The 26,563-nt window shown below is 74.2% G+C and carries 31 protein-coding genes and 1 tRNA gene; 11 read left to right on the top strand and 21 right to left on the bottom strand.

Translation table 11 applies throughout. The features are described from left to right. Positions 1-37: 37 nt before the first annotated feature. Positions 38-1,141, bottom strand: coding sequence for an EAL domain-containing protein (locus ACI789_RS13425; protein WP_457009740.1), 1,104 nt, complete (start codon positions 1,139-1,141; stop codon positions 38-40). 152 nt (positions 1,142-1,293) lie between these two features. Between ACI789_RS13425 and ACI789_RS13420 the strand changes: the two genes are divergently transcribed. Then, on the top strand, positions 1,294-1,905 hold the full coding sequence (locus ACI789_RS13420; protein ID WP_457009738.1) for a TetR/AcrR family transcriptional regulator: 612 nt from the start codon (positions 1,294-1,296) through the stop codon (positions 1,903-1,905). Position 1,906: 1 nt separating this feature from the next. Here ACI789_RS13420 and ACI789_RS13415 read toward each other — a convergent pair whose 3' ends face one another. Together ACI789_RS13415 and ACI789_RS13410 are read right to left on the bottom strand one after the other, a co-directional pair. Continuing rightward, positions 1,907-2,404, bottom strand: coding sequence for a DUF427 domain-containing protein (locus ACI789_RS13415; protein WP_457009736.1), 498 nt, complete (start codon positions 2,402-2,404; stop codon positions 1,907-1,909). A gap of 1 nt (position 2,405) precedes the next feature. Next, the gene (locus ACI789_RS13410; RefSeq protein ID WP_457009734.1) at positions 2,406-2,636 is read right to left on the bottom strand and encodes a DUF3618 domain-containing protein; all 231 of its coding nucleotides are present in this window, start codon (positions 2,634-2,636) and stop codon (positions 2,406-2,408) included. A gap of 123 nt (positions 2,637-2,759) precedes the next feature. Between ACI789_RS13410 and ACI789_RS13405 the strand changes: the two genes are divergently transcribed. Then, positions 2,760-2,840: transfer RNA gene (locus ACI789_RS13405), tRNA-Leu, on the top strand. A 1-nt stretch (position 2,841) separates the two neighbouring features. Here ACI789_RS13405 and ACI789_RS13400 read toward each other — a convergent pair. Both ACI789_RS13400 and ACI789_RS13395 read right to left on the bottom strand, forming a co-directional pair. Then, complete coding sequence (locus ACI789_RS13400) at positions 2,842-4,593, bottom strand: putative bifunctional diguanylate cyclase/phosphodiesterase (protein WP_457009732.1); 1,752 nt, start codon at positions 4,591-4,593, stop codon at positions 2,842-2,844. 51 nt (positions 4,594-4,644) lie between these two features. Beyond that, on the bottom strand, positions 4,645-4,812 hold the full coding sequence (locus ACI789_RS13395) for a hypothetical protein (RefSeq protein ID WP_457009730.1): 168 nt from the start codon (positions 4,810-4,812) through the stop codon (positions 4,645-4,647). A 200-nt stretch (positions 4,813-5,012) separates the two neighbouring features. Here ACI789_RS13395 and ACI789_RS13390 point away from each other — a divergent pair, with 200 nt between their 5' ends. From ACI789_RS13390 to ACI789_RS13380, 3 genes are all read left to right on the top strand, one after another. Beyond that, positions 5,013-5,195 (top strand): hypothetical protein, encoded by a 183-nt coding sequence (locus ACI789_RS13390; protein ID WP_457009728.1) that lies wholly within the window; start codon positions 5,013-5,015, stop codon positions 5,193-5,195. Positions 5,196-5,267: 72 nt separating this feature from the next. Further along, positions 5,268-7,340: a glycosyltransferase gene (locus ACI789_RS13385; RefSeq protein WP_457009726.1), complete on the top strand. Its 2,073-nt coding sequence runs from the start codon at positions 5,268-5,270 to the stop codon at positions 7,338-7,340. Continuing rightward, positions 7,337-7,909 carry a hypothetical protein gene (locus tag ACI789_RS13380; RefSeq protein ID WP_457009724.1) on the top strand — a complete coding sequence of 191 codons (573 nt, stop codon included), beginning with the start codon at positions 7,337-7,339 and terminating at the stop codon, positions 7,907-7,909. The genes ACI789_RS13385 and ACI789_RS13380 overlap by 4 nt, the downstream gene beginning before the upstream one ends. A gap of 21 nt (positions 7,910-7,930) precedes the next feature. Here ACI789_RS13380 and rdgB read toward each other — a convergent pair whose 3' ends face one another. Continuing rightward, positions 7,931-8,542: an RdgB/HAM1 family non-canonical purine NTP pyrophosphatase gene (gene rdgB / locus ACI789_RS13375; protein WP_456918974.1), complete on the bottom strand. Its 612-nt coding sequence runs from the start codon at positions 8,540-8,542 to the stop codon at positions 7,931-7,933. Continuing rightward, positions 8,539-9,288 carry a ribonuclease PH gene (rph, locus tag ACI789_RS13370; RefSeq protein ID WP_457009722.1) on the bottom strand — a complete coding sequence of 250 codons (750 nt, stop codon included), beginning with the start codon at positions 9,286-9,288 and terminating at the stop codon, positions 8,539-8,541. Before rph ends, rdgB begins: the two co-directional genes overlap by 4 nt. A gap of 57 nt (positions 9,289-9,345) precedes the next feature. On the opposite strand from rph, the gene ACI789_RS13365 reads away from it, so the two are divergent. Continuing rightward, positions 9,346-9,750 (top strand): secondary thiamine-phosphate synthase enzyme YjbQ, encoded by a 405-nt coding sequence (locus ACI789_RS13365; protein WP_457009720.1) that lies wholly within the window; start codon positions 9,346-9,348, stop codon positions 9,748-9,750. A 71-nt stretch (positions 9,751-9,821) separates the two neighbouring features. Here the strand turns inward: ACI789_RS13365 and ACI789_RS13360 are convergent, their stop codons facing one another. After that, complete coding sequence (locus tag ACI789_RS13360; RefSeq protein WP_457009718.1) at positions 9,822-10,535, bottom strand: alpha/beta fold hydrolase; 714 nt, start codon at positions 10,533-10,535, stop codon at positions 9,822-9,824. Positions 10,536-10,740: 205 nt separating this feature from the next. Here ACI789_RS13360 and bcp point away from each other — a divergent pair, with 205 nt between their 5' ends. Next, complete coding sequence (gene bcp / locus ACI789_RS13355; RefSeq protein WP_456918970.1) at positions 10,741-11,241, top strand: thioredoxin-dependent thiol peroxidase; 501 nt, start codon at positions 10,741-10,743, stop codon at positions 11,239-11,241. Positions 11,242-11,350: 109 nt separating this feature from the next. Here bcp and ACI789_RS13350 read toward each other — a convergent pair whose 3' ends face one another. The 6 genes from ACI789_RS13350 to ACI789_RS13325 all read right to left on the bottom strand — a co-directional run bounded on the left by ACI789_RS13350 (position 11,351) and on the right by ACI789_RS13325 (position 15,718). Further along, the gene (locus ACI789_RS13350; RefSeq protein ID WP_457009716.1) at positions 11,351-11,836 is read right to left on the bottom strand and encodes a DUF4262 domain-containing protein; all 486 of its coding nucleotides are present in this window, start codon (positions 11,834-11,836) and stop codon (positions 11,351-11,353) included. A 93-nt stretch (positions 11,837-11,929) separates the two neighbouring features. After that, complete coding sequence (locus tag ACI789_RS13345; RefSeq protein WP_457009714.1) at positions 11,930-12,883, bottom strand: DNA polymerase domain-containing protein; 954 nt, start codon at positions 12,881-12,883, stop codon at positions 11,930-11,932. Between the two features lie 60 nt (positions 12,884-12,943). After that, complete coding sequence (locus ACI789_RS13340; RefSeq protein WP_457009712.1) at positions 12,944-13,684, bottom strand: MBL fold metallo-hydrolase; 741 nt, start codon at positions 13,682-13,684, stop codon at positions 12,944-12,946. 101 nt (positions 13,685-13,785) lie between these two features. Further along, positions 13,786-14,736, bottom strand: a complete 951-nt coding sequence (locus tag ACI789_RS13335) for a PLP-dependent cysteine synthase family protein (RefSeq protein ID WP_456918966.1) — start codon at positions 14,734-14,736, stop codon at positions 13,786-13,788. 47 nt (positions 14,737-14,783) lie between these two features. Further along, positions 14,784-15,062, bottom strand: coding sequence for a ubiquitin-like small modifier protein 1 (locus tag ACI789_RS13330; protein WP_456908608.1), 279 nt, complete (start codon positions 15,060-15,062; stop codon positions 14,784-14,786). A 182-nt stretch (positions 15,063-15,244) separates the two neighbouring features. Continuing rightward, positions 15,245-15,718, bottom strand: coding sequence for a Mov34/MPN/PAD-1 family protein (locus ACI789_RS13325; protein ID WP_457009709.1), 474 nt, complete (start codon positions 15,716-15,718; stop codon positions 15,245-15,247). 264 nt (positions 15,719-15,982) lie between these two features. Here ACI789_RS13325 and ACI789_RS13320 point away from each other — a divergent pair, with 264 nt between their 5' ends. Further along, entirely contained in the window at positions 15,983-16,339 is a 357-nt protein-coding gene (locus ACI789_RS13320; RefSeq protein WP_457009707.1) for a hypothetical protein, read from the top strand. Here ACI789_RS13320 and ACI789_RS13315 read toward each other — a convergent pair. After that, on the bottom strand, positions 16,278-16,742 hold the full coding sequence (locus ACI789_RS13315; RefSeq protein ID WP_457009705.1) for a DUF2017 family protein: 465 nt from the start codon (positions 16,740-16,742) through the stop codon (positions 16,278-16,280). The genes ACI789_RS13320 and ACI789_RS13315 overlap by 62 nt on opposite strands. A 29-nt stretch (positions 16,743-16,771) precedes the next feature. Next, positions 16,772-17,068, bottom strand: a complete 297-nt coding sequence (gene clpS / locus ACI789_RS13310; protein ID WP_456918962.1) for an ATP-dependent Clp protease adapter ClpS — start codon at positions 17,066-17,068, stop codon at positions 16,772-16,774. 67 nt (positions 17,069-17,135) lie between these two features. Between clpS and ACI789_RS13305 the strand changes: the two genes are divergently transcribed. After that, the gene (locus tag ACI789_RS13305) at positions 17,136-18,419 is read left to right on the top strand and encodes a nicotinate phosphoribosyltransferase (protein WP_457009703.1); all 1,284 of its coding nucleotides are present in this window, start codon (positions 17,136-17,138) and stop codon (positions 18,417-18,419) included. Positions 18,420-18,436: 17 nt separating this feature from the next. Then, positions 18,437-19,012, top strand: coding sequence for an isochorismatase family protein (locus ACI789_RS13300; protein WP_457009701.1), 576 nt, complete (start codon positions 18,437-18,439; stop codon positions 19,010-19,012). Positions 19,013-19,098: 86 nt separating this feature from the next. On the opposite strand, the gene serB is transcribed toward ACI789_RS13300, so the two are convergent. The 4 genes from serB to ACI789_RS13280 all read right to left on the bottom strand — a co-directional run bounded on the left by serB (position 19,099) and on the right by ACI789_RS13280 (position 23,725). Further along, positions 19,099-20,355, bottom strand: coding sequence for a phosphoserine phosphatase SerB (gene serB / locus ACI789_RS13295; protein WP_457009699.1), 1,257 nt, complete (start codon positions 20,353-20,355; stop codon positions 19,099-19,101). Positions 20,356-20,494: 139 nt separating this feature from the next. Then, positions 20,495-22,246 (bottom strand): aa3-type cytochrome oxidase subunit I, encoded by a 1,752-nt coding sequence (gene ctaD / locus ACI789_RS13290; protein WP_457009697.1) that lies wholly within the window; start codon positions 22,244-22,246, stop codon positions 20,495-20,497. Positions 22,247-22,349: 103 nt separating this feature from the next. Then, positions 22,350-23,180 (bottom strand): putative RNA methyltransferase, encoded by an 831-nt coding sequence (locus tag ACI789_RS13285; RefSeq protein ID WP_457009827.1) that lies wholly within the window; start codon positions 23,178-23,180, stop codon positions 22,350-22,352. A gap of 41 nt (positions 23,181-23,221) precedes the next feature. Continuing rightward, positions 23,222-23,725: a metallophosphoesterase family protein gene (locus ACI789_RS13280; RefSeq protein ID WP_457009695.1), complete on the bottom strand. Its 504-nt coding sequence runs from the start codon at positions 23,723-23,725 to the stop codon at positions 23,222-23,224. An 83-nt stretch (positions 23,726-23,808) separates the two neighbouring features. Here ACI789_RS13280 and ACI789_RS13275 point away from each other — a divergent pair, with 83 nt between their 5' ends. Further along, the gene (locus ACI789_RS13275; RefSeq protein WP_457009693.1) at positions 23,809-25,404 is read left to right on the top strand and encodes an MFS transporter; all 1,596 of its coding nucleotides are present in this window, start codon (positions 23,809-23,811) and stop codon (positions 25,402-25,404) included. Positions 25,405-25,515: 111 nt separating this feature from the next. On the opposite strand, the gene ACI789_RS13270 is transcribed toward ACI789_RS13275, so the two are convergent. Continuing rightward, a complete protein-coding gene (locus ACI789_RS13270) occupies positions 25,516-26,514 on the bottom strand; it encodes a cytochrome c oxidase assembly protein (protein ID WP_457009691.1) in 999 nt (332 codons plus the stop codon). Between the last annotated feature and the right edge of the window lie 49 nt (positions 26,515-26,563).

Below are 26,563 nucleotides of genomic sequence, written 5' to 3'. Positions count from 1 at the left end.
CCGCCGCGCGCACGCTGCGGTCGTGATCACGCGAGGATCACCGGGCGGTCCCGGGGACGGGCCGGCCGGCCGGCCCGCTCCACGCCGCGCGCGGGGTGACCGGCCGGCCGAACAGCCAGCCCTGCCCGAGGTCGGCACCGAGCTCCTCGACCTCCTCGGCGACCTGCTCGTCCTCCACCCCCTCGGCCACGACCAGCGCACCCAGCCGGTGGGCCAGCTCGACCACCGACCGCACCATCGTGCGGGCGCCGTCGTCCGGCAGGGCCTGGACCAGCGCCTTGCCGAGCTTGACCACGTCGGGCCGCACGGTGACCAGCAGTTCCCGGCTCGACCAGCCGGCGGCGACGTCGTCCAGGGCGATCCGCCAGCCCAGCGACCGCTGGTGCTCGAGCACCGAGAGCAGGTGCCCGCGGTCGGCCACCGCCGAGACCTCGCCGACCTCGACCACCAGCTGCCCGGGGTCGATGCCGGCGTCGTGCAGCGCCTGCTCGGTGCCGGCGAGGGCCACCTCCGGCCGGTGGATCGAGGCGGGGTGGGAGTTGACGAACAGGTCGGCGTCCCCCAGCCAGGGCGCCGCGCCGGCGATCGCCGTCTCGCGGCCGATGCGGTCCAGCCGGGCGAGCCAGCCGGCGGACTCCGCGACGAAGAACAGGTCCCCGCCGCCGACCTCCCGGCCGTCGACCAGGCCGCGCAGCAGCGCCTCGTGGGCGACGACCCGCCGGTCGGCCAGCCGCACGATCGGCTGGTAGGCCGACCACAGCTCGGCCTCGGCGAGCAGCCCGATGTCGGCGGTCACCCCGCGGCGGGCCAGCTCCACGCCCAGCGGGGGTGCGGTCAGCAGCCGGGCGGTGAGCGCGCTCCGCTCGGCCGGGGGGTCGGTCACCACCCGCACGCCGTCGGCCTCGGCGGTGGTCAGCTCGCGGGCCAGCCGCTTGAACAGCCGCTCGATGCCGCGCTCACCCTCCTCGTCGGTGAGGTCGAGGAGGTCCGGCGCCGCCGACACCGACAGCCCGAGCGCCCGCGCGGTGCGGGCCACCGCCGCCAGCAGGTGCTCGTCCGTGCCGCCCAGGAGGACGCGGTTCGCGTGGCCGGGGACGTGCCAGTACTCCCGTCGCCGGGCTTCGGGGAGGGTGCTCGCCACTCCTGCAGGATGACCCAGCGGGCGCGCGCCCCCGCACAGGCGCGCTGGCGTCCCGATCCCGTGCCGGAACCGGATCCTGAACGCACACGTTGCATGCCTGTCGGCCGTCGCCAACTTGAATGTCTAAGGTCAACCCCATGGTCGCTCTCCACATGACTGACGCGTCTCGCTCCACCCGCGGCGGCCGTCCCCGGGACCCCAGCCGGGACGGCGTGATCCGGGCGGCCATCCTGCGTCTGCTGGCCGAGGTCGGTTACGGGGCGCTGACGATGGACGCCGTCGCGGCGGAGGCCGGCGTCGGCAAGGCGACGATCTACCGTCGCTGGCGGACCAAGCAGGACCTGGTCGTCGACACGATCTCCGACCTCAACCAGTTCGTCGCCGCCCCGCCGGACACCGGCAGCATCGAGGGCGACCTCCGCGCGATGATGCACGTGGTCGCCGAGGCCACCCAGAGCCCCGCCGGGGCCGCCATCCGGTCGCTGCTGCCGGCCATGCAGTACCAGCCGGCGCTGGTCGAGGCCTTCCGCAACGGTCCGCTGGCCGTCTGGCGGCGGGTCTACGCCGACATGTGGGCGCGCGCCGAGGCCCGCGGCGAGGTCGGCCCCGGCCTGGCGCAGTCGGTCACGGCGGAGGCCACCAGCGCGCTCATCGTGCAGCGGTGGCTGCTCACCGGCGAGCCGGTGGACGACGAGTACGTCGACCGGGTGCTCGAGGTCGTCGTGATGCCGCTGGTCGAGAACGCGCGGCCGAAGGCGTCCTGACTCACCAGCCGAGCGTCCCCGGCTCCCCCTTGAACGGGCCGGCGACCTCGTCGGTGATCCAGCCGCCGTAGAAGCCGCCGGCCTGGGCGCGGACGGGCTCGCCGTCGACCAGCGCCCGGTCGACACGGCCCGGGTAGAAGGCGATCGCCCCGCGGAGCAGCGCGTACCGCGGGACCGGGTCCTCGTAGGACCAGCCGACGGCCGCGACCCGGCGGCCGTCGACGACGGCGTCCCAGTAGGTGGCCGCGCCCTTCCACTCGCACAGGGAGGAGCCCGCCCCCCGCTGGAGGACGCCGTCGGCGACGTCCTCGCGGGGGACGTAGTAGACCGGCGGGTGGCTGGTCTCGCAGACCCGCACCGCCCGATCGGTCGCGGCCAGCACCCGGCCGCCGAGCTCGACCACGATCCGCCGCCCCGTCACCTCGGCCGAGGGCGGGCGGGGGTAGTCCCAGACCGACTCCTGCCCCGGACCGACCGGGTCGGGCCGCGGGCCGCGCACGTCAGCCGTTGCGGTGCCGGACCTTCTGCACGATGACCAGCGTCATCAGCAGGCCGATCCCGCCCACGACGGCCATGCCGGCCGGCGTCTGCAGGAACGACTGCGCGGCGGCCTGCCCCTTGGCCTTGAGGCGCTGCGGGCTGCTCCGGTAGACCAGCTGGTCGAGGGTGGCCGCGAGGGACTCACGGGCGGCGTCGATCTCCAGCTGGATCTGTCGAGGGTCGCGAGGCACGGGCGACAGCCTGCCAGACGGCGCGTGAACCAGCGCGTTCCCGTCGGGCCGGGGCCACCCGCACGGGCGACCCCGCGTGGCCGGGCTGCTCCCCCGCCACCGCCTCCTAGACTCGGCACCTGCGCGGGAGTGGTGTAACGGCAGCCACGCCAGACTTAGGATCTGGTGCCTTCGGGCGTGGGGGTTCGACTCCCCCCTCCCGCACTCAGGCGGGGACCGACGCCCGGTCGAACCACGCCTCGAGCTGCTCGGCCGGCAACGGGCGGCACAGGTGGTAGCCCTGGGCGACGTCGCAGCCGAGCTCGGCCAGCCGGTCCCACGTCGGCCCGTCCTCCACGCCCTCTGCGACCGTGGTCAGCCCGAGATTGTGGCCCAGCTCCACCACCGACCGGACGATCAGCGCGTTGCTGCGGTCGGCGGTCATCCGGGCGACGAACGACCGGTCGATCTTCAGCTGGTGCACCGGCAGGTCCTTGAGGTGGGCCAGCGAGGTGTACCCGGCGCCGAAGTCGTCGATGGACAGCGTGATGCCCTCGCCCGCCAGGCGGCCGAGGATCAGCCGGGCGCGCTCCGGGTCGGCCATGATCGCGCTCTCGGTGACCTCCAGCTGCAGCCACGAGGCCGGGACCTCGCGGCGGGCGAGCAGCTCGAGGACGTCGTCGACGAACCGCTCGTCGAGGAGGTTGCGGGCCGAGACGTTGACCGCGACGTGCAGCTCCCGGCCAGCCGCCTGCCAGCGCGCGCACTGCTCCAGGGCGGCGTCGAGGACGTAGCGGGTGAGCGGCCGGATCAGCGGGGTGCGCTCGGCCAGCGGGATGAACGACGCCGGGGGCACCAGCCCGCGCTCGGGGTGGTCCCACCGCACCAGCGCCTCCACCCCGCACACGCCGGCGCCGGTGAGCGCGGCCTTGGGCTGGAAGTGCAGGACGAGCTCCCGGTTGTCGATCGCCCGGCGCAGCTCGCCGAGCAGTCCGAGCCGCTCGGGGCTGTGCTCGTTGAGGCCGGCGTCGTAGACGCACGCGCCCAGGCCGCGGTCCTTGGCGTGGTACATGGCGATGTCGGCGTTCTGCAGCAGCGTCTCGACGTCGGTGCCGTGCTCGCCGGAGAGCGCGATGCCGATGCTGGCGTCGACGTCGAGCGTGACCCCGTCGACCTCGATCGCCGCCGCCATGGCCGCGAGGGCACGGTCGGCCAGGTCGAGCGCGGCGTCGCGGCCGTCGACGGTGGGCAGCAGGACGGCGAACTCGTCGCCACCGAGGCGGGCCACGGTGTCGGTGCCCCGGACGGTCTCCCGCAGCCGGGTGGCGACCTCCTGGAGGACCAGGTCCCCGTAGGCGTGGCCGAGGGTGTCGTTGATCTCCTTGAAGCGGTCCAGGTCGATGAGCATCAGCGCGGAGGCGGCACCGGGGTCGCCGGCCAGCGCGGCCTCGCCGCGCTGCCGCAGCAGGGTGCGGTTCGGCAGGCCGGTGAGCGCGTCGTGGAGGGCCTGCTGCCGGTTCCGCTCGGCCTGGGCGACGGTCTCCCTCCGGCTGCGGGTGAGCACCGTGGTGAACCAGCCGACGAGCACCAGGCCGACGCCGAAGACGGCCGGCGTCGCCCACAGCAGGACCACCTGGGTGCGCCCGATGTCCTCCAGCGCCCGCGTCGCGTCGTCGACGTGCTCCCGGGCCTCGTCCACCACCACGGCCTCGAGGGCGTCGTGGTACGGGTCGACGTAGGCGTCCTCGTAGTCCTCCGCGCCCTCGGGAGCGCGAGCCGCGGCCGCGATCAGCCCGTCGACGGAGTCGTCGTACCACTGGTGCAGCCGCAGCCAGCCGGAGACCAGCGCCGCGTGCCCGGTGCCCGGGACCGCGCCCAGCTCGACCAGGGCCGCGCGGGTGGCCGCGCTGGCCGCGTCGAACTCCGCGCGCAGGTCCTCGTCCGGGCCCGCGGCCAGCTCGTCGCCCAGTTCCTCCATGCGCAGCAGCGACCGCTCGGCGTCCTCCGACGACGCGCTGACCGCGGCGCTCTACTGGGCCTTCCCGGCCGCGCGCGCGTTGGCGACGGCGGCGGTGACGGAGAAGACGGTGAGCACGAGCAGCACGACCACGAGGCCGGCCGTGGCGGCGTGCGTCGACAGCCTGCGGCCCCGCCGCCGCGTTCGCGGCGCCGACGTCCTCGCGGTCCGGTCGGACATGGAGTTCTCCCACGGTCGGGCCTCGCGTCGCGCGAGGTGCTCGCAGACCCGATCGGCGCCCGCAGCGCGTTCCCGCAGTGCGGGCGCGGTGGCGTCACCCGGCGGGGGGAGCCCGCCCGGGCGACACCGGTCGCCCGATCGGGTCGTCCCTGCCCGGTCCGGTCTCCGCCACCGGCAGCGGCCTGCCGACACCGGTGTCCGTGACCCTCCTTCGCCCCGACACCCTCCGCCCGCGGCCGGCCCGCCACCGCGCCCCCGGCGCGCTCACCGGCCTGGTCGACCGCGCCCGCGCGGCCCTGCGCGCCGACGACCCCGGCGCCTGGGACCCGGACGCCGACGGCGAGCTGCTCGACTGGCTGGGCTTCTCCCCCACCCCGCGCTGACCCTCCCCCCTCCGGGTGATGCCGTGGGCAGGCCGGTTTGACCTCGGCCGCCGGCGTGCCGACGACCTCCTCGTGACGACCCTGTCCCCGCAGCCGGCCCCCGCCGGCAGCACCTCCGCCAGCCCGGCCCCCGGCGCGGTCCTGCCGCAGCCCGAGCGCCGGCTCGGTGACGTCCTGGTCGAGCAGGGCGTCCTCACCGAGACGCAGCTGTTCGACGCCCTCCGCCAGCACGAGCGCGTCGGCGAGCCGCTCGGGGCGGTCCTGCTCGCCCGCGGCCTGGTGACCCGCCGCCAGCTCTACGTGGCCCTCGCCGAGGTGTGGGGCGCGGACATGGCCTTCGTCGACCCGGTCGAGGTGGACGCCGACCTGGCGCGCCTGTTCCCGTCGGCGATGCTCGCCCGCGAGGTGTGGGTGCCTCTCCAGGTGGAGCAGGCCCCCGACGGGGAACTGCAGGTCGTCGTCGCCACCGCCGGCCGGCCCTCAGCGCACGTCGCCCAGGAGGTCGTGGCCCGCACCGGCATCCCGCGGGTGCGCCAGGTGGTCACCACCGACTGGGACGTGCAGCGCGCGCTGCGCACCGTCTGGCGGGAGGAGCTCGTCCACGACGCGGTCCGCTCGCTGGCCGAGCGGCGTCCCGACGAGTCGGCGTCCAAGGTGTTCGTCTGGCCGCAGGTCGCCCTCGGGGTGACCGTCGCCGTCGGCACGCTGGTGAGCGCGGCCCTGTGGTTCTCCACCACGATGTTCTGGCTGGTCGCCACGGTGAACGTCGCCGTCGCCCTCGCCGTCGGGACCAAGGCGCTGATCAGCACCGTCGGCACCGCCTACGAGACCGTCGAGCAGGTGACCGACGCCGAGGTCGCCGCGCTCCGGGACACCGACCTGCCGCGGTACACGATCCTCGTTCCGGTGTACAAGGAGGCCGGCATCGTCGGCCTGCTCATGCGCAACCTCGCCGCGCTGGACTACCCCCGCGAGAAGCTGGAGATCCTGCTCCTGCTGGAGGAGGACGACCCGGAGACGCTCACCGCCGCCCTGGCCGCCGCCCCGCCGGACCTGGTGCGCATCGTCGTCGTCCCGCACTCGCTGCCCAAGACCAAGCCCCGGGCGTGCAACGTCGGCCTGGCGTTCGCCCGCGGCGAGTTCGTCGTCATCTACGACGCCGAGGACCGCCCCGACCCCGACCAGCTGAAGAAGGCGCTGATCGCCTTCCGCAAGGGCGGCGAGGACCTGGTGTGCGTGCAGGCCGCGCTGAACTACTTCAACGCGCGGGAGAACCTGCTCACCCGCATGTTCACGCTCGAGTACTCGTCCTGGTTCGACTACACGCTGGCCGGCCTGGACAAGCTGCGGCTGCCGATCCCCCTGGGCGGCACGAGCAACCACTTCCGCACCGACCTGCTGCGCCAGCTCGGCGGCTGGGACCCCTTCAACGTCACCGAGGACGCCGACCTGGGCATCCGCGCCTCGGCGCGGGGGCACCGCGTCGCGGTCGTGAACTCGACGACCTACGAAGAGGCCAACATGGCCGTCGGCAACTGGATCCGGCAGCGCAGCCGCTGGATCAAGGGCTACATGCAGACGGTCCTGGTGCACACCCGCCACCCGCTGCGCCTGGTGCGCACCGTCGGCCTGCGGCAGACCCTCGGCTTCGCGCTGCTCATCGGCGGCACGCCGCTGATGTTCCTGGCCACCCCGTGGCTGTACCTGCTGTTCCTGACCGACCTGCTGTTCCCCGGCGCGGTCGTCCCGGCGCTGCCGGAGTGGCTGACGCTGGTGAGCCTGGCCAACCTGCTCTTCGGCAACGGCGTGATCATCTACCTGTCGCTGCTGGCCGGCTTCAAGCGCCGCAGCTACGGCCTGGTGCCCTTCGCGCTGCTGTCGCCGCTGTACTGGCTGCTGCACTCGATCGCCTCGTACAAGGCGGCCTGGCAGCTGCTGACCAAGCCGTTCTACTGGGAGAAGACCCAGCACGGCCTGTCCGCCCACGTCCAGGGCGGGCCCGCCGGCGCGGCCGCCGCACCGGCCCGCGAACAGGCCCCCGTGCCGGCCGGCTCGGGGCGGCACGCCGCGACCGAAGCGGCCCGGCAGGTGCCGTGGCGGGACGTGGCCCAGGACGACGTCGCGACCCCGGAGGTGCACGCGTGAGCACGATCCTGTCCGCCCCCCGCACGCGGGCCGACTGGGCGGTCACGCCGCCGCGGGTGTCGCTGCGGCGGGTGTTCACCGTCTGCGCGGTGGTCCTGGCCGCCGAGGTCCCGCTCATGCAGCTGCTCGGCCGGTCCTGGCTGGAGACCATGCTGCCCGGCTACGTCATCCTCATGGTCGCGTTCGGCGCGGTGTTCGTGCTGGCCGCGGTCACCGTCGCCGGCTTCACCGCCGGGGCCGCCGCCGCCGGCCTGGTCGTGCTCGGGGTGGTCGGCCTGCCGTTGGTGCTCGCCGGCGCGGCGGCGCTGGCCGTCCTGTGCGGGTTCTCCACCGGCTGGACGCGGGTGGAGGCCTGGCAGGCCGCCCGCTCGGTCGCGCTGACCGCCGGCCAGGAGGCCGCCGTCGCCCGGACGCCGCTGCCGATCACCGGCCGGCACCGCCCCAAGGGCCCCGGACGCCGGATCGCCTTCCGCGGCGACCGCGCGATGGCCGCCTTCCTGGTGCTGGCCTTCCCGCCGGCGATCGCGTCGTTCTCGCTGTGGTTCGTCGAGTGGGTCGCCAGCCGGTGAACGGCGACCGGAGGCGGCCGGTCAGGCGCGCCCGAGGAGTTCGGCGACCAGTGGGACCAGCGCCGCGAAGGCCTGGCCTCGGTGACTGCGGGCGTCCTTCTCCTGCGGGGCCAGCTCGGCCGCGGTGAGCTCGAGCCCCTCGGGGACGAACACCGGGTCGTAGCCGAACCCGTTCGTGCCGCGCTTGTCCCGGGCGACCCGCCCCCGCCAGGTGCGCTCCAGCACCCGCTCGGCGCCCTCGGGGGTCACGAGCGCGGCCGCGCAGACGAACGCCGCTCCCCGCCGCTCGTCGGGCACGTCGGCCAGCTGGCCCAGCAGCAGCGCGGTGTTGCCGTCGTCGTCGCCGTGCCGGCCCGACCAGCGCGCGCTGAGCACGCCGGGCATCCCGTTGAGCGCGTCCACGGCGATCCCGGAGTCGTCGGCCACCGCCGGCAGACCCGTGTAGCGCACCGCCTCCCGCGCCTTGAGCAGCGCGTTCTCCGCGAAGGTGGCACCGGTCTCGGGCGCCTCCGGGTAGTCCTCGACGTCGCGCAGGCCGACCACGGTCACCCCGGGGACGGCGGTCTCCAGCAGCCGCTGCAGCTCGGCGAGCTTGCCCGGGTTGCGGGTGGCCAGCAGCAACCGGGTGCTCACCGGGCCGCCCCCGCCAGGGCCGCGGTCTGGACGCGGGTCAGCTCGGCGCACCCGCCGACGGCCAGGTCCAGCAGCGCGTCGAGGGTGGCCCGGTCGAAGACGCCGTTCTCGGCGGTCCCCTGCACCTCGACGAAGCTCCCGTCGCCGGTGCAGACGACGTTCATGTCGGTGCCGGCCCGCACGTCCTCCTCGTAGGCGAGGTCCAGCCGCGGCTGCCCGTCGACGACGCCGACGCTGACCGCGGCGACCGACTGCACGATCGCGGTCTTCTTCGCCAGCTTCTTGCGGTCGGCGAGCCAGGAGACGGCGTCGGCCAGCGCGACGTAGGCGCCGGTGATGGCCGCGGTCCGGGTGCCGCCGTCGGCCTGGAGGACGTCGCAGTCGATCGCGATGCTGTTCTCCCCCAGCGCGGCCAGGTCGATCGAGGCCCGCAGCGAGCGCCCGACCAGCCGGCTGATCTCGTGGGTGCGGCCGCCGATGCGCCCCTTGACCGACTCCCGGTCGCTGCGCGTGTGGGTGGCCCGCGGCAGCATCGCGTACTCCGCGGTGACCCAGCCCAGGCCCGAGCCCTTGCGCCAGCGGGGCACGCCCTCGGTGACGCTCGCGGCGCACAGCACGCGGGTGCGGCCGAACTCCACCAGCACCGAGCCCTCGGCGTGGTCGAGCCAGTTGCGGGTGATCGTCACGGGGCGGAGCTGGTCGGCCGCCCGGCCGTCGGGGCGGGTCTTGCCGGGGATCGCCGTCACGTGCTCCGACAGTAGTGCGCCGCGCGGGCACCTCCGCCGCCCGGCAGGATCACCGGCATGCGATCGGAGCTGCGAGCGGTCCGGACCGGCGGGGTGCCGGCCGTCGTCGACCTCACCGACGAGTGCGCCGAGTTCGTGCGGAGCGAGGCCGACGGCCTGCTGCACGTCTTCGTGCCGCACGCGACGGCGGGGGTGGCGATCATCGAGACCGGCTCCGGCAGCGAGGAGGACCTGCTGGCCCAGCTCGACGAACTGCTCCCCCGCGACGACCGCTGGCGGCACCGGCACGGCAGCCGGGGTCACGGCCGGGACCACGTGCTGCCGGCGTTCGTCCCCCCGCACGCCACCGTGCCGGTGCTCCAGGGGCGCATGGAGCTGGGCACCTGGCAGCGGATCTGCCTGGTCGACACCAACACCGACAACCCGCAGCGGCAGGTGCGGCTGTCCTTCCTGCCCGGCTGACGGCCTTCCTGCCCGGCTGACGGGCTTCCTGCCCGGCTGACGGCCGCGGTCGGGCCAGGAGCGGGCCCGGGTCAGCGCTCCAGGAAGTCGACCAGCGGCTCGGTCGCCGACAGCCAGGGAGAGTGGTCGACGTCGAGTTCGAGGACCTCCTCGCACGGGCTGGCCTCGACCATCCGGCGCTGCAGGGCCGGCGGGATGGCCCGGTCGGCGGTGCACAGGACGTACCGCCGCGGGACGTCGGCCACGGCCGGGTCGAGCGTGACCGGCGTGACGAACGGCAGCACCGGCTGGGGGCCGAGGTACTGCAGCGCCCAGTCCGCCTGCTCGTCCGTGCAGTGCCCGTAGAAGACCTCGCGGGCCGCCTGCGGGGACATCTCCGCGACGGGCGGCTCGCCGCTCACGGTCATGTTGCTCTGCACGCCGTCCCCCGCGCCCTCGGGCAGCTCGGTGAGCCCCTTGAGGCTCTCCCCGTCCCGCGGGAGGAAGGCGGCCACGTACACCAGCCGGCTGACCTGCTGCGGGCACCGGGACGCCGCCTGGGTGATGACCACCCCGCCCATGCTGTGCCCGACCAGGACGGCCGGCTCCGGGTCCGCCGTCAGTGCGGCGCACACCCGTTCGGCGTAGGCGTCGAGGGTCACCCGCTCGACGGGCGTGCGGTCGGCGCCGGACCCGGGCAGGTCGACCGCCACGACCGAGTGCCCCCGCTGCCGCAGCGCGACGGCCACCGGCTCCCAGCACCAGGCACCGCCGAACGCTCCGTGCACCAGGACGTACCGGGTCATCTGGGATCTCCTCGAGGATCTGCTGTTGCCGGTGGTCCGGGCGAGCGCCGCACCGGGCGGGGACTCTAGAGGACGGTGTGACCGGGAGCACGTCCACGGCTCGCCGCGCCGACCAGCGGGAACGCCCCTCCGGCGTCCCGGGGGCTGGTCCGTGCGGGGTGCTCCCCGTGGAGACCCGTGGGCCGGACAGGGCAGGATGCCGGGCATGACCGACACCGCCAACGGCATCGACACGGCCCCCGTCCGCCTGGCCCCCGGGGACCCGGCACCGGAGTTCACGCTGCCCGACGCGGACGGCAACCCGGTGTCGCTCGCCGACCACCGCGGGCGCCGGGTGATCGTCTACTGCTACCCCGCCGCGCTGACCCCGGGCTGCACCACCCAGGCGGTCGACTTCACCGCCGCCGCCGGGGAGCTGGCCGAGGCGGGGCTGGACATCATCGGCATCTCGCCGGACCCCGCGGAGAAGCTGCTGCGCTTCCGCGAGAAGGAGGGCCTGGGCATCACCCTGGTCTCCGACGTCGACAAGCAGGTGCTCAAGGCCTACGGCGCGTACGGCCCCCGGAAGCTGTACGGCAAGGAGGTCATCGGCGTGATCCGGTCGACCTTCGTCGTGGACGCCGAGGGCCGCATCGAGAAGGCCGCCTACAACGTGAAGGCCACCGGGCACGTGGCCAAGCTGCGCCGGGACCTCGGCCTGGCCTGACCCCTCGGCCTCGGCCTGCACCTCGGCCGGCCGCGTACAGCAGCACGGGCGCGCGGCCGTCGTGGCGGCCGCCGGGGCGACGAGCGGGTTCGCGGACGGGCGGACCCGCTCACGCCCGCCACGTCCCCGGTCGCGGCTGGCAACCGGGGCCGCACGGGTAGCCGGGCTCCCACGGGAAGCTGCCGTCGCTGTGCGTCCAGGCCAGCTGGTAGGCGGGAACGGAGTGCTCCGGCGGCCGCCGGTAGAAGCGGTTGGCCGCGAACAGCACCTCGCCGGGGTTCGGGCACGCCTCGACGAACAGCGCGCTCACCCGGTCGTCCCAGGTCAGCAGCTCGCCGGGGACGAGGTCGCGGCCGGCGGCGACCTCGCCGGCGACCCGCTGCAGCATCGCGTGCGTGGTGTCGGCGTCCAGCCCGACGACGACCAGCTCCGGGTGGCCGAGGCCGAACAACCCGACGGTGTAGCCGAACGACGGCCCCTCGCCGTCCTCGCCCGGCCACACGTAGGTCACTGCCCAGCGGTGGGCCCGGACCACCCCGGCGAGGTGGGCGTCCTCCTGGTCGAGCCAGGCGGTGGTCTGCGGATCGATCGTCATGCCGGCAGCCTGCGCCGCCGGCCGGTGCCCGTGCGGGCTACGGCGGGTCCGGCTGTGGACGGCACCCCCGGCTGTGGAGGGAGCGCGGAACCGTCAGTCCCCTCCCTCCGCGCGACGGGCCCGCGCCCGCCGCCGGCCCTCGTGCATCGCCTGCACCCGGGCCACCGGGATGGTGTGCCCCTCGGCGACCAGGTCGGCCGGCAGTTCCTGCGGCTCGGGCAGCAGCTCGGCCCACCGGTCCCCGTCCCCCAGCTGTTCCACGGCCGTCCGCACGGTGGGCTCGCCGGCGCGGGCGGCCGGGAGGTCCGCCCACGCCACCGGGGCCGACACGGGCAGCCCGGGCCGGATGCGCGGGCTGTAGGCCGCCACGATCGTCGACGAGTAGGACCGGGTGGAGTCGAGGAAGACCCGGCCGTGCCGATCGGCCTTGATGTAGGCGGTCGTGGCGAGCTCGGGGTCGAGCCGCTCGGCCCGCACCGCCAGCGCCCGGGTCGCCGCCGCCGCGTCGTCCGCCCGCGCCCCGCGCACCGGGACGACGACGTGCACGCCCTTGGAGCCGCTGGTCTTGACCGCACCGGCCAGCCCGGAGTCGGCGAGGGCCCGGCGCACCAGCTCGGCGGCGCGGACGACGACGTCGAACCCGGCGTCCTCGGGCGGGTCGAGGTCGAGCACGATCCCGGTCGGCTCGGTCTCGCCGGCCCGGACGAAGGGCACGTGGAACTCCACGGCCCGCTGGTTGGCCAGCCACAGCAGGGTCCGGCGGTCGTCGCAGAGGACCTGGTGCACCTCGCGGTGCGCGCCGGTGGACCAGACGGCGACCGTCCGCACCCACTCCGGCGCGCCCTTGGCCACGTTGCGCTGCATGAACGGCTCCTGGCCGGGCCGGACCCGCTTCACCGACAGGGGGCGCCCGGCCAGCTGCGGCACCAGCCGGTCGGCGAACGCGTCGAGGTGCTCGACGAGGTCGCCCTTGGTGACCTCCAGCCCGTCACCCAGCGGTGCGTCCAGGCTGGTCAGCCGCACGCCGTCGCGTTCGTCGTCCACCACCCGGCCCACCGTGCCCGGACCGAGACGCCCGGGCAAGTGCGACCCGGGACGGGTCCTCGCTCAGACGTCGTACGTGGCGCCGGGCTCCACGAGCTCGCTCGCCGTGAACACCGCGCGCGCGTCGGCCAGCTGCGCGTCGCGGTCGACCCACGCGGGCACGTGGGTGAGCAGCAGCCGGCCGACGTCCGCTGCGGCGGCGTGCTCGCCCGCCTCCCGGCCGGTGAGGTGCAGCGCCGGGGGCAGGTCGGGGACGTCGGGGTGCGCGGCCTCGGCCAGCAGGACGTCGACGCCGCGGGCCAGCTCGACGACGGCCGCGCTGGCGCCGGTGTCCCCGGTGTAGACCAGTGACCGGCCGCCGGCGGTGAGCCGGATGGCGTAGCACTCGACCGGGTGCGCGGTGCGGGCCAGCTCGGCCTCGAACGGTCCCAGCTCCAGCTGCCCCGCGCCGACGGGCACGAAGTCGAAGACGTCGGTGAGCCCCTCGCCGTCGGAGTCGTAGGCCAGGGCCAGCCGGCGCTCGGCGCCCACCGGGGCGTACATGGGCACCAGCTGGCGGGAGGACCGGCCCGAGTAGCGGTGCCAGACCACGAAGGGCGCGACGTCGAGGCAGTGGTCCGCGTGCAGGTGGGAGAGGAAGACCGCGTCGACGGTGGCCGGGTCGGCCAGGGCCTGCAGCGCGCCGAAGGAGCCGTTGCCGAGGTCGAGCAGCAGCCGGAACCCGTCGTGCTCGACGAGGTAGCACGACGCGGGGGACGCCGGCCCGGGGCCGCTGCCCGAACACCCGACGATGGTGAGCCTCACGCAGCCGCCCCAGACACGCAGGTCAGGCTAGCTGGCGACACCGGGAGACGCGGCTCACGCCCCGAGCAGGCCCCGGCTCGAAGGGCACAGCAGGACCCGGCTCAGGCCCAGAGCTGGCCCTCGAGCGCGGAGGTCGCCTCCTCGAGGGTGCCGGCGTAGGCCCCGGTGGAGAGGTACTTCCAGCCGCCGTCGCAGACGATGAAGACGATGTCGGCCTTGCGCCCGGCCGCCACCTCCTTGTCGGCGATGCCCAACGCCGCGTGCAGGATCGCGCCGGTGGAGATCCCGGCGAAGATGCCCTCCTGCTCCACCAGCTGGCGGGTGCGGCGGACGGCGTCCTGCGGCCCGACGCTGAACCGGGAGTCCAGCAGCGTCGGGTCGTAGAGCTCGGGCACGAAGCCCTCGTCGATGTTGCGCAGGCCGTAGACCAGCTCGCCGTAGCGCGGCTCGGCGGCGATCACCCGGACGTCCGGCTTCTTCTCCCGCAGGTAGCGGGAGACCCCCATGAGCGTGCCGGTGGTGCCCAGGCCGGCCACGAAGTGGGTGATCGAGGGCAGGTCGGCGAGGATCTCCGGGCCGGTGCCGGTGTAGTGCGCCTCGGCGTTGGCCGGGTTGCCGTACTGGTAGAGCATCACCCAGTCGTCGTGCTCGGCGGCCAGCCCCTTGGCGACGGCGACGGCCTGGTTGGAGCCGCCGGCCGCCGGGGAGCTGATGATCTGCGCGCCGTACATCTCCAGCAGCTGGCGCCGCTCGATCGAGGTGTTCTCCGGCATCACGCAGATCAGCCGGTAGCCCCGCTGGCGGGCGACCATCGCCAGCGAGATCCCGGTGTTGCCGCTGGTCGGCTCGAGGATGGTGTCGCCCGGCTTGAGCTTCCCCTCCTTCTCGGCCGCCTCGATCATCGAGATCGCCGCGCGGTCCTTGATCGAGCCGGTGGGGTTGTGGTCCTCGAGCTTGGCCCACAGCCGGACGTCAGGGGACGGCGACAGGTTCGGCAGCCCCACGAGCGGGGTGTTGCCGAGCGAGTCGACGAGTGAGGCGAAGCGGGCCATGGGGGTGCTCTTCCGGGAGGCGGGCGGGGGCGGGCCGAGCGGAGGGCTCAGCAGCCGCCGGCGACCGCCGGGAGGATCGTCACCGAGTCGCCGTCCTTGACCTGGGTGTCGAGCGCACCCGTGAAGCGGACGTCCTCGTCGTTGACGTAGACGTTGACGAAGCGGTGCAGCTTGCCGTCCTCGGTGACCAGGCGGTTCTTCAGGCCCGGGTGCTTGGCGTCGAGGTCGTCGACGAGCGCGGCCAGGGTGTCCCCGGTGCCCTCGACGGTCTTGTTGCCGCCGGTGTGGGTGCGCAGGATGGTCGGGATCCGGACCTCGATGGCCATGGCGTGCTGATCTCCTCGGGATGTGGGGGTGGCGGGCCCGCTGATGGGCAGCAGGCCGTGCGTCTGGTCGGGCAACGCCCGTTCGCCGCGGGGCATTCCTGAACCTCGTCGGCCGGCCCCGTCGGCCCTCCTGCAGGGGCCCGCCGCGAGCTTGCGAGCGGTGGGGGCAGGAAGGTCCTTCTTCAGTCGTAGACGACGGTGGTCGGCGAGTGGCCGAACAGGTAGGACTCGACGACCTCGACGTCCTCCTCGGTGACCTCGCCGTCGACGATGCGGAAACTGCGGAACTCGACGTCGTCGCCGGCCAGCCCGGTCTGCGCACCGTGGTGCCGCGTGGAGACCAGCACGTAGTGCGCGTGGGGCTCGGACGCGTAGCTGATGTCGGTGCGCGACGGGTACGCCTCGGTGGCGGTGTGCGAGTGGTAGATGACCACCGGCTCCTCGTCCCGGTCGTCCATCTCCCGGTAGAGCTTGAGCAGGTCCCCGGAGTCGAACTCGTAGAACGTGGGCGACCGCGCGGCGTTGAGCATCGGGATGAAGCGCTCGGGGCGGTCGCTGCCCTCGGGGCCGGCGACGACGCCACAGGCCTCGTCCGGGTGGTCTTCCCGGGCGTGGGCCACGATGGCGTCGTAGGTCGCGCGGTCGATGCGCAGCACGGCCCCAGTCTAGAAGGACCCCCTGCCCCCACCGCTCGCGGGCTCGCGGCGGGCCCCTGCAGCGGGCCAGGAGCCGAGGCCAGACCCCCTGCCCCCCACCGCTCGCGGGCTCGCGGCGGGCCCCTGCAGCGGGCCAGGAGCCGAGGCCAGACCCCCTGCCCCCCACCGCTCGCGGGCTCGGAGCGGGCCCCAGCAGGGGGTCGTCCAGGACGTCCCCAGGCTCGTGCGGGGCCCGGCCGGGACCGCCCGATACGGTGCCCTCTCGTGGTCTCCTCGCTGCTCGTCGCCGTCGGCGTCCTGCTGATGGCCCCGCCCGCCCTGATGCTCGGGTTCGGCGGGCTGCGGCGCCGCAGCGGCCACTACAGCAGCGACGTCGGGGCCGACCGGGCCTCCCTGGTGCTGCTGGTCACCCTGCGCTCGCTGGTGGTGCTGCTGGTCTTCGCGCTCTCGGCGGTCGTGCTGGTCTCCACCGTCGGCGCGCTGCTGCGGGACGTCGAGCTGCACGGGATGGTCTACGTCCTGTTCGCCCTCGACGCGCTGCTCGTGGCGCTGGTGCTGCTCACCTTCGGCCGGCGCGACCGGCGGCGAGTGCGTCGACGAGCGACCCCTGCAGGCCGGTGAGCCAGTAGTAGACCGCGAGCTGCTGGCCCTCGTCGCTGCCGAGGTCCTCCGGCGGCTCGGTGTCCTCGGTGACGTCGAGCCGGGTGCCCAGCGCCAGGCGCAGGTCGTTGCTGGTCCGCAGCCACGCCGCCGCCTGGTCGGGGTCGAGCCGCACCGGCCCGCCGTCCGGCGGCAGGGTGGCCCGCACGGTGGCCAGGTCGTCGGTCTTGCCCGAGCGCAGCGCCGACTCGGTCATCTCGCGGAAGTCGGCGGCGAGCTCGGGGTCCCCGCGGTGCCCCGTGGGCAGCAGCCGGGCGATCACCGGGTCCCCGCTGACGTCGCTGGTGTCGGCGGCGAGCAGCTGCTCGAGCTGGTCGAGGAGCAGCGTCACGATGTGGGCCTCGGCCGGTTCGAGCCGGGCCACCACGTCGTCCCCCCTGCGGCGGAACGGCCTCATGCGTCGCGCTGGAAGCTGGCCCACAGCCCGTAGGCGTGCAGCCGGCTGGTGTCGTGCTCCATCCGCTCCCGCGGCCCGGAGCTGACGATCGCCTTGCCCTCGTGGTGCACCTGCAGCATCAGCGTGGTCGCCGTCGGCTCGTCGTAGCCGAACAGCTCCTGCAGCACGAAGGTCACGTAGCTCATCAGGTTGACCGGGTCGTTCCAGACGATGGTCACCCACGGCCGGTCGAGGTCGCCGCGCTCCTCGGCGGTCTCTTCGGGCGTCCGTGTGGGCGCGAGGGGTCCGGCCACCCCCTCACCTTAGGACGAGGGCAACTCGCCGAGTCGCCGCCGCGCCACCGGCCTAGGCTCGGTGGCCATGTCGACGGGTTCCGCGCTGCTCACCGACCGGTACGAGCTGACGATGGTCGCCGCCGCACTCGCCGACGGCACCGCCGACCGCGACTGCGTCTTCGAGGTCTTCGCCCGCCGCCTGCCGCACGGCCGCCGCTACGGCGTGGTGGCCGGCACCGGGCGGCTGCTGGACCAGCTCCCCCGGTTCCGCTTCTCCGACGAGGACGTCGCGTCGCTGCGGGACCAGGGCCTCACCGACGCCCGCCTGCTGGACTGGCTGGCCGACTTCTCCTTCAGCGGGGACGTCGAGGGCTACGCCGAGGGCGAGCTGTTCTTCCCCGCCTCCCCCGTGCTCACCGTGCGGGCGTCGTTCGCCGAGGGGGTGCTGCTGGAGACGCTGATCCTGTCGATCCTCAACCACGACAGCGCGATCGCGTCGGCCGCCGCCCGCATGGTCGGCGCCGCCTGCGCGCGGCCGTGCATCGAGATGGGCTCGCGGCGCACCCACGAGGAGGCCGCCGTCGCCGCCGCGCGGGCCGCGCACCTGGTCGGCTTCCGGGCGACGTCCAACCTCGAGGCCGGCCGCCGCTACGGCGTCCCCACCACCGGCACCAGCGCGCACGCCTTCACCCTGCTGCACGACGACGAGGCCTCCGCCTTCCGCGCGCAGGTCGCCGCCCTCGGCGTCGGGACGACGCTGCTGGTCGACACCTACGACGTCGACCGCGGCATCCGCACCGCCGTCGAGGTGGCCGGCCCGGAGCTGGGCGCGATCCGTCTGGACTCCGGCGACCTGCCCACCCTGGCCACGCACGCGCGGGAGCTGCTCGACTCCCTGGGCGCGACCGGCACGAGGATCATCGTCACCAGCGACCTCGACGAGTACGCCATCGCCGGGCTCATGGCCGCGCCGGTCGACGGCTACGGCGTGGGCACCTCGCTGGTGACCGGCTCGGGCGCCCCCACCGCCGGGATGGTCTACAAGCTGGTCGAGCGCGACGGGGTCCCGGTGGCCAAGAAGAGCGAGGGCAAGAACTCCGTGGGCGGCCGCAAGCACGCCGTCCGCCGGCACGACGACTCGGGGACGGCGACCGCGGAGGTCATCAGCAGCGCGCCGATCGACCCCCGGGACGGCGACCGCGACCTCGTCGTCCCGCTGGTGAAGGGCGGCACCGTGCTCAGCTCCGCCACGCCGACCGAGGCGCTCGCCGAGGCGCGCGCCCACCACGAGCGGGTGCGCGCGGCGCTGCCGCAGGAGGCCTGGGCGCTCTCCCGTGGGGACTGCGCCATCGAGACGATCACGTCCTGACCCGGGGAGGAACCGCGATGTCCCGCGCACTGGTGGTCGTCGACGTGCAGAACGACTTCTGCGAGGGCGGCAGCCTCGCCGTCGCCGGCGGGACGGCGGTCGCCGCGGCGATCAGCGCGCACGTCCGGGCGCACGCCGGCGAGTACGCCCACGTGGTGGCCACCCGCGACCACCACATCGACCCCGGCGACCACTTCCACGAGGAGCCGGACTTCGTCGGGACCTGGCCGGCCCACTGTGTGGCCGGCAGCGACGGGGTCGAGCTGCACCCGCGGCTGGACCGGCAGCCGATCGCGGCGGTCTTCGACAAGGGCCACTACTCCGCGGCCTACTCCGGCTTCGAGGGCAGTGCGGACGGCGTGCTGCTGGCCGACTGGCTGCGCGGGCGCGGGGTCGACGCCGTGGACGTCGTCGGCATCGCCACCGACCACTGCGTGCGGGCCACCGCGCTCGACGCCGTCCGCGAGGGCTTCGCCACCCGCGTGCTCCTGGCCCTCACCGCGGGCGTGGCCCCGGAGACCACCGACGCCGCCCTGGCCCAGCTGCGCGCCGCCGGCGTGGAACTCGAGGGGACGGTCCACCAGCCCGCCTGAGCGAGCTCTCCGTCACGATCATGGCGCCGTGACCACGCCGGCGTCCGGACCGGTGGTCACCGCGCCATGATCGCGATCAGACCGGCTCACGTCGCGTCGAGGACCTCGTCGCGGGTGAAGCCCAACACCTGCAGGACGGCGTCCAGGTAGGGCTGGTTGAGCGCCGTGTGGGCCTGCTCGCGGACGTAGGGCTTGGCGTTGAAGGCGATGCCCAGCCCGGCCGCGTTGAGCATGTCGAGGTCGTTGGCGCCGTCGCCGACCGCCACCGTCTGGTCCAGCGGGATGCCGTACTCGTCGGCGAAGCGGACCAGCGCGCGGGCCTTCCCGGCGCGGTCGACGATCTCCCCCACCAGCCCGCCGGTGAGCTTGCCGTCGGCCACCTCGAGGGTGTTGGCCGCGGCGAAGTCCAGGCCCAGCTGCTCGGCGAGCGGGTCGGTGATCTGCGTGAAGCCACCGCTGACGACGCCGCAGCGGAACCCCAGCCGCTTGAGGGTCCGGATCAGCGTGCGGGCCCCCGGGGTGAGCACCAGGGCCTCGCGCACCTCGTCGAGCACCTCCACCGGCAGCCCGGCCAGCGCGGCCACCCGGGCCCGCAGCGACTCGGCGAAGTCGAGCTCGCCGTTCATCGCCGCGGCGGTGATGCGGGCGACCTCCGCCGCCCGGCCGGCCCGTGCGGCCAGCTCGTCGATGACCTCGCCGCGGACCAGGGTGGAGTCGACGTCGAGCACGATGAGCCGCTTGCTGCGCCGGGTCAGGCCGACCTGCTCGACGGCGATGTCGGCACCGGTCCGGGACGCCACCGAGGCCAGCGCCGTGCGCAGCTCGGTGGCCTCGGCGCCGGAGACGGTGAGCTCGAAGCTCACCACCGGGTAGTCCGAGAGCCGGCGGATGGCGTCGATGTTGCCGCCGAGCCCGGCCACGGCCGAGGCGGCTCCGGCGACCGCTGCCGGCGGGACCGGCCGGCCCAGCACGATCACGTGGTGGGCCCGGCTGTTGGACCGCTTCTCCTCGTCCACGGAGTCCACCTGCACCTGCATGCCCGTGGCGTCGGCGACCTCGCCGGCCAGCCGCGCGAGCCGGGCGAGGAACGCCGCGTCGTCGACCGGCGGGCCGCCGTCCAGCCGGACGGCGGTGACCTCCACGCCGAGCACCAGCTGGCCGTGGACGACGACCTGCTCGACGTCGACCACCTCGATGGCCCGCCGTCCGTCGCCGGCGTCGGCCAGCGCGGTGAACAGCCGTGCGGTGACACCCGGTCGGTCGACCCCGGTGACGGTCAGCAGGGCCCGGGGCGTCTCGGGGCGGGGGTCCGGCGGCGTGCGGGGGGCGGGGTCGAGCGGCACGGCCTCATCGTGCCGCACACGCGGCGACGCCCCGCCGGCCGGGGCCGACGGGGCGTCGCTGTTGCTGCACTTCCGGGGAGCGGCCCCCTGCAGGGTCCCGACGCGAGCCTGCGAGGGGCGGGGGGCAGGGGGTCCTCCCTCAGGTGGGGTCGGGGTCCTTGCTCCCCTGCCGGCTCCCGGCGCTGAGGCCGAGTTCGCCCGCGTACGGCTCGTGCCGCTTCCCTGCGTGAGCCTCCCGCTCCAGGCGCTCGAGCAGGTGCGGGTAGTGCGCCTCGAACGCCGGCCGCTCGGAGCGGATCTTCGGGATCTCCAGGAAGTTGTGCCGCGGCGGCGGGGACGACGTCGCCCACTCCAGCGAGTTGCCGTGGCCCCAGGGGTCGTCGCGCAGCGCCAGCGGCCCGAACCGCCAGGACTTGAAGACGTTGTAGAGGAACGGGATGGTCGACGCGCCGAGCACGAACGAGAAGATCGTCGAGACCGTGTTCAGCGTGGTGAACCCGTCGGTGGGCAGGTAGTTGACGTACCGGCGCGGCATGCCCTCGTTGCCCAGCCAGTGCTGGACGAGGAACGTGCCGTGGAAGCCGATGAAGGTCAGCCAGAAGTGCAGCTTGCCCAGCCGCTCGTCCATCATCCGGCCGCACATCTTCGGGAACCAGAAGTAGATGCCGGCGTAGGCGGCGAACACGACGGTGCCGAACACCACGTAGTGGAAGTGCGCGACGACGAAGTAGCTGTCGGAGACGTGCCAGTCCAGCGGCGGGCTGGCCAGCAGCACGCCGGTGAGGCCGCCCAGGAGGAAGGTGACCATGAAGCCGACGGAGAACAGCATCGGCGTCTCGAAGGTCAGCTGCCCCCGCCACATGGTGCCGATCCAGTTGAAGAACTTGATCCCGGTGGGCACGGCGATCAGGTAGGTCAGGAAGGCGAAGAAGGGCAGCAGCACCGCGCCGGTGGCGTACATGTGGTGCGCCCACACCGACAGCGACAGGCCACCGATGGCCAGCGTCGCGAAGACCATGCCCTTGTAGCCGAACAGCGGCTTGCGGGAGAACACCGGGATGATCTCGGTGACGATGCCGAAGAACGGCAGCGCGATGATGTAGACCTCGGGGTGGCCGAAGAACCAGAACAGGTGCTGCCAGAGCATGGCGCCCCCGTTCTCCTCGGAGTACACCAGCGCCCCGAGCTGCCGGTCGGCCAGCAGGGCGAACAGCGCCGCGGTCAGGATCGGGAACGCCAGCAGGATCAGCACGCTGGTGACGAGGGCGTTCCAGGTGAAGATCGGCATCCGGAACAGGGTCATGCCCGGCGCCCGCAGGCAGACGATCGTCGCGATGAAGTTGACGCCACCGAGGATCGTGCCCAGACCGGACACGGCCAGGCCGGCGATCCACAGGTCGGCGCCGGCGCCGGGCGAGTTCGTGACGTCGGACAGCGGCGTGTAGGCGAACCAGCCGAAGTCCGCGGCACCGGCGGGGGTCAGGAAGCCCGACACCGCGATCGTGCTGCCGAAGAGGAACAGCCAGTAGGAGAAGGCGTTCAGCCGCGGGAAGGCGACGTCCGGCGCGCCGATCTGCAGCGGCATGATCAGGTTCGCGAACGCGAAGAACAGCGGCGTCGCGAAGAACAGCAGCATCACCGTGCCGTGCATGGTGAACAGCTGGTTGTACTGCTCGGGCGAGAGGAACTGCAGCCCCGGCCGGGCCAGCTCGCCGCGCATGAGGAGGGCCATGAGCCCGCCCACCATGAACCATGCGAACGAGGTGGCCAGGTACATGAGGCCGATGGTCTTGTGGTCGGTGGTCCGCAGCAGGTTCGAGAGCCGCGAGCCCTTCTCGACCTCGCGAGCCGGGCTCGGCCGGCTCACGATCGGCGCCGGTGCGATCGTCACCGTCGCAGCATAAGCGGTGCCTGTGCGACACCTCCCGGCGACGGGGGCAGGCGCGCCGGTCAGGGCCGCTGCGCCGTGACCGTGCCGTGACCGGACTCACCGGTCACCCGGCGCGGGCCCACGTGGTGAGGTCCACCGACACGGTCACCGGGGAGGACTCCGGCAGGCCGGCGACCGCCGTCGCCAGCGCCTCCGGGGCGAGGTGCCGGGCGTGCGGCCCCATGCCCACCAGCGTCCGCACCGCCGTCCGGTCGAGCTCGAGCCGCTCCCGGTGCCCCCCGGCCGCCACCTGGCGCAGGTGCGGCTCGAGGGTGGCGGCCAGCCGCCGTCCCTTCTCGGGGTCGACGCGCAGCAGCCCCAGCGGACCGACCAGCTCGGCGAGGTGGTCGGCGGCGGGGGTGACGACGACGAGCCGGCCGCCCGGCCGAAGGACCCGGGCGATCTCCGGGCCGTTGCGCGGGGCGAACACCACCAGCGCCCGGTCCACGGCGGCGTCCCGCACCGGCAGCCGCGCCCAGGCGTCGGCGACGACCGCCAGGGCCCGCGGGTGTGCACCGGCCGCCCGGCGCGCGGCGTACCGCGAGGAGTCCAGGACGACGCCGACCGCGTCGGGCAGCCGGTCGAGGACGCCGGCCAGGTGGTGCCCGGTGCCACCGCCGAGGTCGAGCAGGGTCGCCGGCGGGCACGGCTCCGCGAGGACGGCGTCCCCCAGGGCCTGCGTGATCCCGCGGTAGTGCCCCGCGGCGAGGAAGGCCACCCGGTCGGCGACCATCTCCGCCGTGTCGCCGGACGGCGGCACGTGCCCGGGCGGCAGCAGGGTGACCTGTCCCTGCCGCGCGCGGTCGAAGGCGTGCCCGGCGGGACAGCGCAGACCGCTGCCGCCGGGCAGCGCCGCGAGCGGGCCGCCGCACACCGGGCAGGCCAGCAGGTCCACCGCCCCGGGAGGCCACGGCCGCCGGCTGGCGGGCCCGGCGGTCACCGGGCGACCGGGTGGAACGTCACCTCGTGCAGCGCGCCGTCGGCGGCGACGGCCGTGACGAAGGTGCCGTGCGGCTGGCGGCGGCGGTCGGTCGGCGATCCCGGGTTGAGCAGCCGCAGACCGGTGTCGGCGGTGGTGTCCCAGGGGATGTGGCTGTGCCCGAAGACCAGCAGGTCGGCGTCCGGGAAGCGGGCCGCGCAGCGGGCCTCGCGGCCCTTCTTGTCACCGGTCTCGTGGACGACGGCCAGCCGGATGCCCGCGAGCTCGGCGCGGGCCACCTCGGGGAGCCGCTCGCGCAGCGCCCCGTGGTCGTTGTTGCCGTACACCGCGACCAGCCGGCGGGCGCGCTCCTCGATGCGGTCGAGGAGTGCCACGTCCACCCAGTCACCGGCGTGCACGACGACGTCGGCCGCGTCGATGGCCGCCCACAGGGCATGAGGTAGGTCACGCGCGCGCTTGGGGACGTGCGTGTCCGCGGTGAACACCAGGGAAAACGGCACGAACCCATGCTCGCAGGCGGATATCTTGCGGCAGCCGACGACGCCGTCGCCCCACTCCCGCACGACCTCTCGAGGACTCCCCCATGACTGACCCCACGTCCACGCGCGCCTCCGGCGCCGGCCACGTCGGCGAGGAGCCGTACCCGAGGCGGTGGCTGGCCCTGGGGGTCATCGCCATGACCGTCCTGCTGGTCATCCTCGACGCGACCATCGTCAACATCGCGCTGCCCGCGGTCTCGGCCGACCTGGGCATCACCGCGGCCACCCAGCAGTGGATCGTCACCGCCTACACCCTGACCTTCGGCGGCTTCCTGCTCCTGGGCGGCCGGATCGCCGACTTCTGGGGCCGCAAGCGCACCTACCTGGTCGGCGCGGCCGGCTTCGCCATCGCCTCCGCGCTCGGCGGCATCGCCCAGAACGAGGGCATGCTGTTCGCCGCCCGGGCGCTGCAGGGCGTCTTCGGCGCCCTGCTGGCCCCGGCGTCGCTGGCGCTGCTCACCGTGCTGTTCACCGACCCCAAGGAGCGGGCCAAGGCCTTCGGCGTCTACGGCGCCATCGCCGGCGGCGGCTCGGCGGTCGGCCTGCTGCTGGGCGGTGTGCTGACCGAGTACGCCGACTGGCGCTGGTGCTTCTGGGTGAACCTGCCCGTCGCGCTGCTCGCCGTCGTGCTGGCCATCCCGATCGTCCCGGAGAGCAAGGCCCCGGGTGACACGCGCTACGACATCCCCGGCGCGGTCCTGGTGACCCTCGGCCTGGCCTCGATCGTCTACGGCTTCACCCGCGTGGCGGAGGCCTCGCAGACCAACTCCATCGCGGCCGCGGAGGCCAACGCGCGGGCCGCGGCCCAGGGCAGCCCCACGCTGGTCACGCCGGAGAGCGGGTGGACCGACGGGCTCGCCTGGGTCTTCATCGTCGGCGGCCTGGTGCTGCTGGCGCTGTTCGTCCTGCTGGAGCTGCGCACCCGCAACCCCCTGCTGCCGATGCGCATCGTCCTCGACCGCAACCGCGGCGGGGCCTACCTGACCTCGACGCTGGTGGGCGCCGGGCTCATCGGGGCGTTCTTCTTCCTGAGCCTGTACTTCCAGCAGGTCCTCGGCTACGAGCCGGTGGTCGCCGGCCTCGCCTCGCTGCCGACGACGCTGGGCGTGTTCATCTCCGCCGGTGCGGCCAGCGCCCTGGTGCCGCGGGTCGGGCCGAAGCCCCTCATGGTCCTGGGCGGGCTGCTCGCCGCCGCCGGGCTGTTCACGCTGTCCTTCGTCGGCCTCGACACGGGCTTCTGGCAGCTGCCCTTCCCGGGCCAGCTCCTGCTCGGCCTGGGCCTCGGGTTCACCTTCGTCCCGCTGTCGAACCTGGCGCTGGTCGGTGCGGGTGAGCACGACGCGGGCGCGGCCAGCGCCATGCTCAACGCCACCCAGCAGGTGGGCGCCTCCATCGGCACCGCCGTCCTGGCCTCGCTGTCGGTCGGCGCGATCAGCGCCTACACGGCCGACGCGCTGACCTCGGGGGCGAACCCGCAGGACCCGGCGCTCGGCCTGACCGCGCAGGTCGAGGGCTACACGACCGCCTTCACCTGGGCGGCCGGCCTGCTGGTGCTCGGCGCCGTCGTCGCGGCGGTGCTCATCAAGGCCACCAAGGACGACCTGCCCGCCGAGGGCGACGCCGTCGTCCACGTGGGCTGAGCTCCACCCCTCCCCCGCAGTTGATCATGGGGTTGTTGCCGGCGACACGGCGGGACACGCCGTGGGAGCCGGCAACAACCCCATGATCATCGCGGGGAGGGGGCGACGGACTCAGCCGTCCCGGGCGGCGAGGGCCCGCAGGCGGGCGTTGTAGGCCTGGAGCTCGGCGTCCTCGGTGCGGACGGCGGCACGGTCGAGCCGCCTGCCCTTGCGGTCCTCCGAGCCCATCCAGGAGAAGAGCACGATCGCCATCACGAACACCGTCGGCAGCTCGCCGAAGGACCACGCGATGCTGCCGGCGGTCGACTGGTCGCTGAGCGGATCGACGCCCCAGCCGGCCGGGGGCACCGCGAAGGTCTCCACCACCAGCGCGCCGGCCATCATGATCGCCACGCCGAAGAACGCGTGCAGCGGCATCGGGATGAGCAGCTCGAGCATCCGGCCGCCGTGGCCCATGGTCCGCGGCCACGGGTCCTGGGCGAGGATCGGCCCGAAGAACAGCAGCCCGGTCACGGTGAAGTGGGCCAGCATGAACTGGTGCCCCACGGGGTTGCTCATGAGCGCGTCGAACAGCGGCGTGAAGTAGACCCCGTAGAGGCTGCCGAGGAACAGCGGCAGCGTGAACAGCGGGTGCGAGAGGAACCGCGCCACGCGGCTGTGCAGGGCGTCGAGCAGCAGCGCCCGCGGAACGCCGGCGAGCCCCTTCCCGCGAGGCAGCGTCCGCAGCGCCAGCGTCACCGGGGCGCCGATGAGCAGCAGCAGCGGCGAGATCATCGACAGCACCATGTGCTGGGCCATGTGCACGCTGAACAGCACCATGCTGTAGCCGTTGAGCCAGGTGCCGGTGACCCCGAACAGCGACAGGCAGCCGGCGATCCACGACGCCGTCCGCCACCACGGCCACGCCACCCCCGACCGGCGCAGCACCACCAGCGCGGCCAGGTAGCCGACCAGCCCGAGCAGGCTCAGGACGGCGAGCACCGACCACGGCTCCAGGTGCGGCAGGAACATCCGCCCCCAGGTCGGTGGTTCCGCGGGCACCCACATGCCCGAGTGGTGACCGTGCTCCACCGAGTGCGCCTCCTGCCGTGCCGTGCTGGTGCGCTCCACTCTCCCACTTGGTCACGTCCTGGAACGGCCACCCTTCAGGGGCCCGCGC

Source organism: Geodermatophilus sp. SYSU D00965 (genome assembly GCF_054050075.1).
Note: the sequence above shows the minus strand (reverse complement) of the source record. Positions and strands in the feature narration are given on the sequence as shown.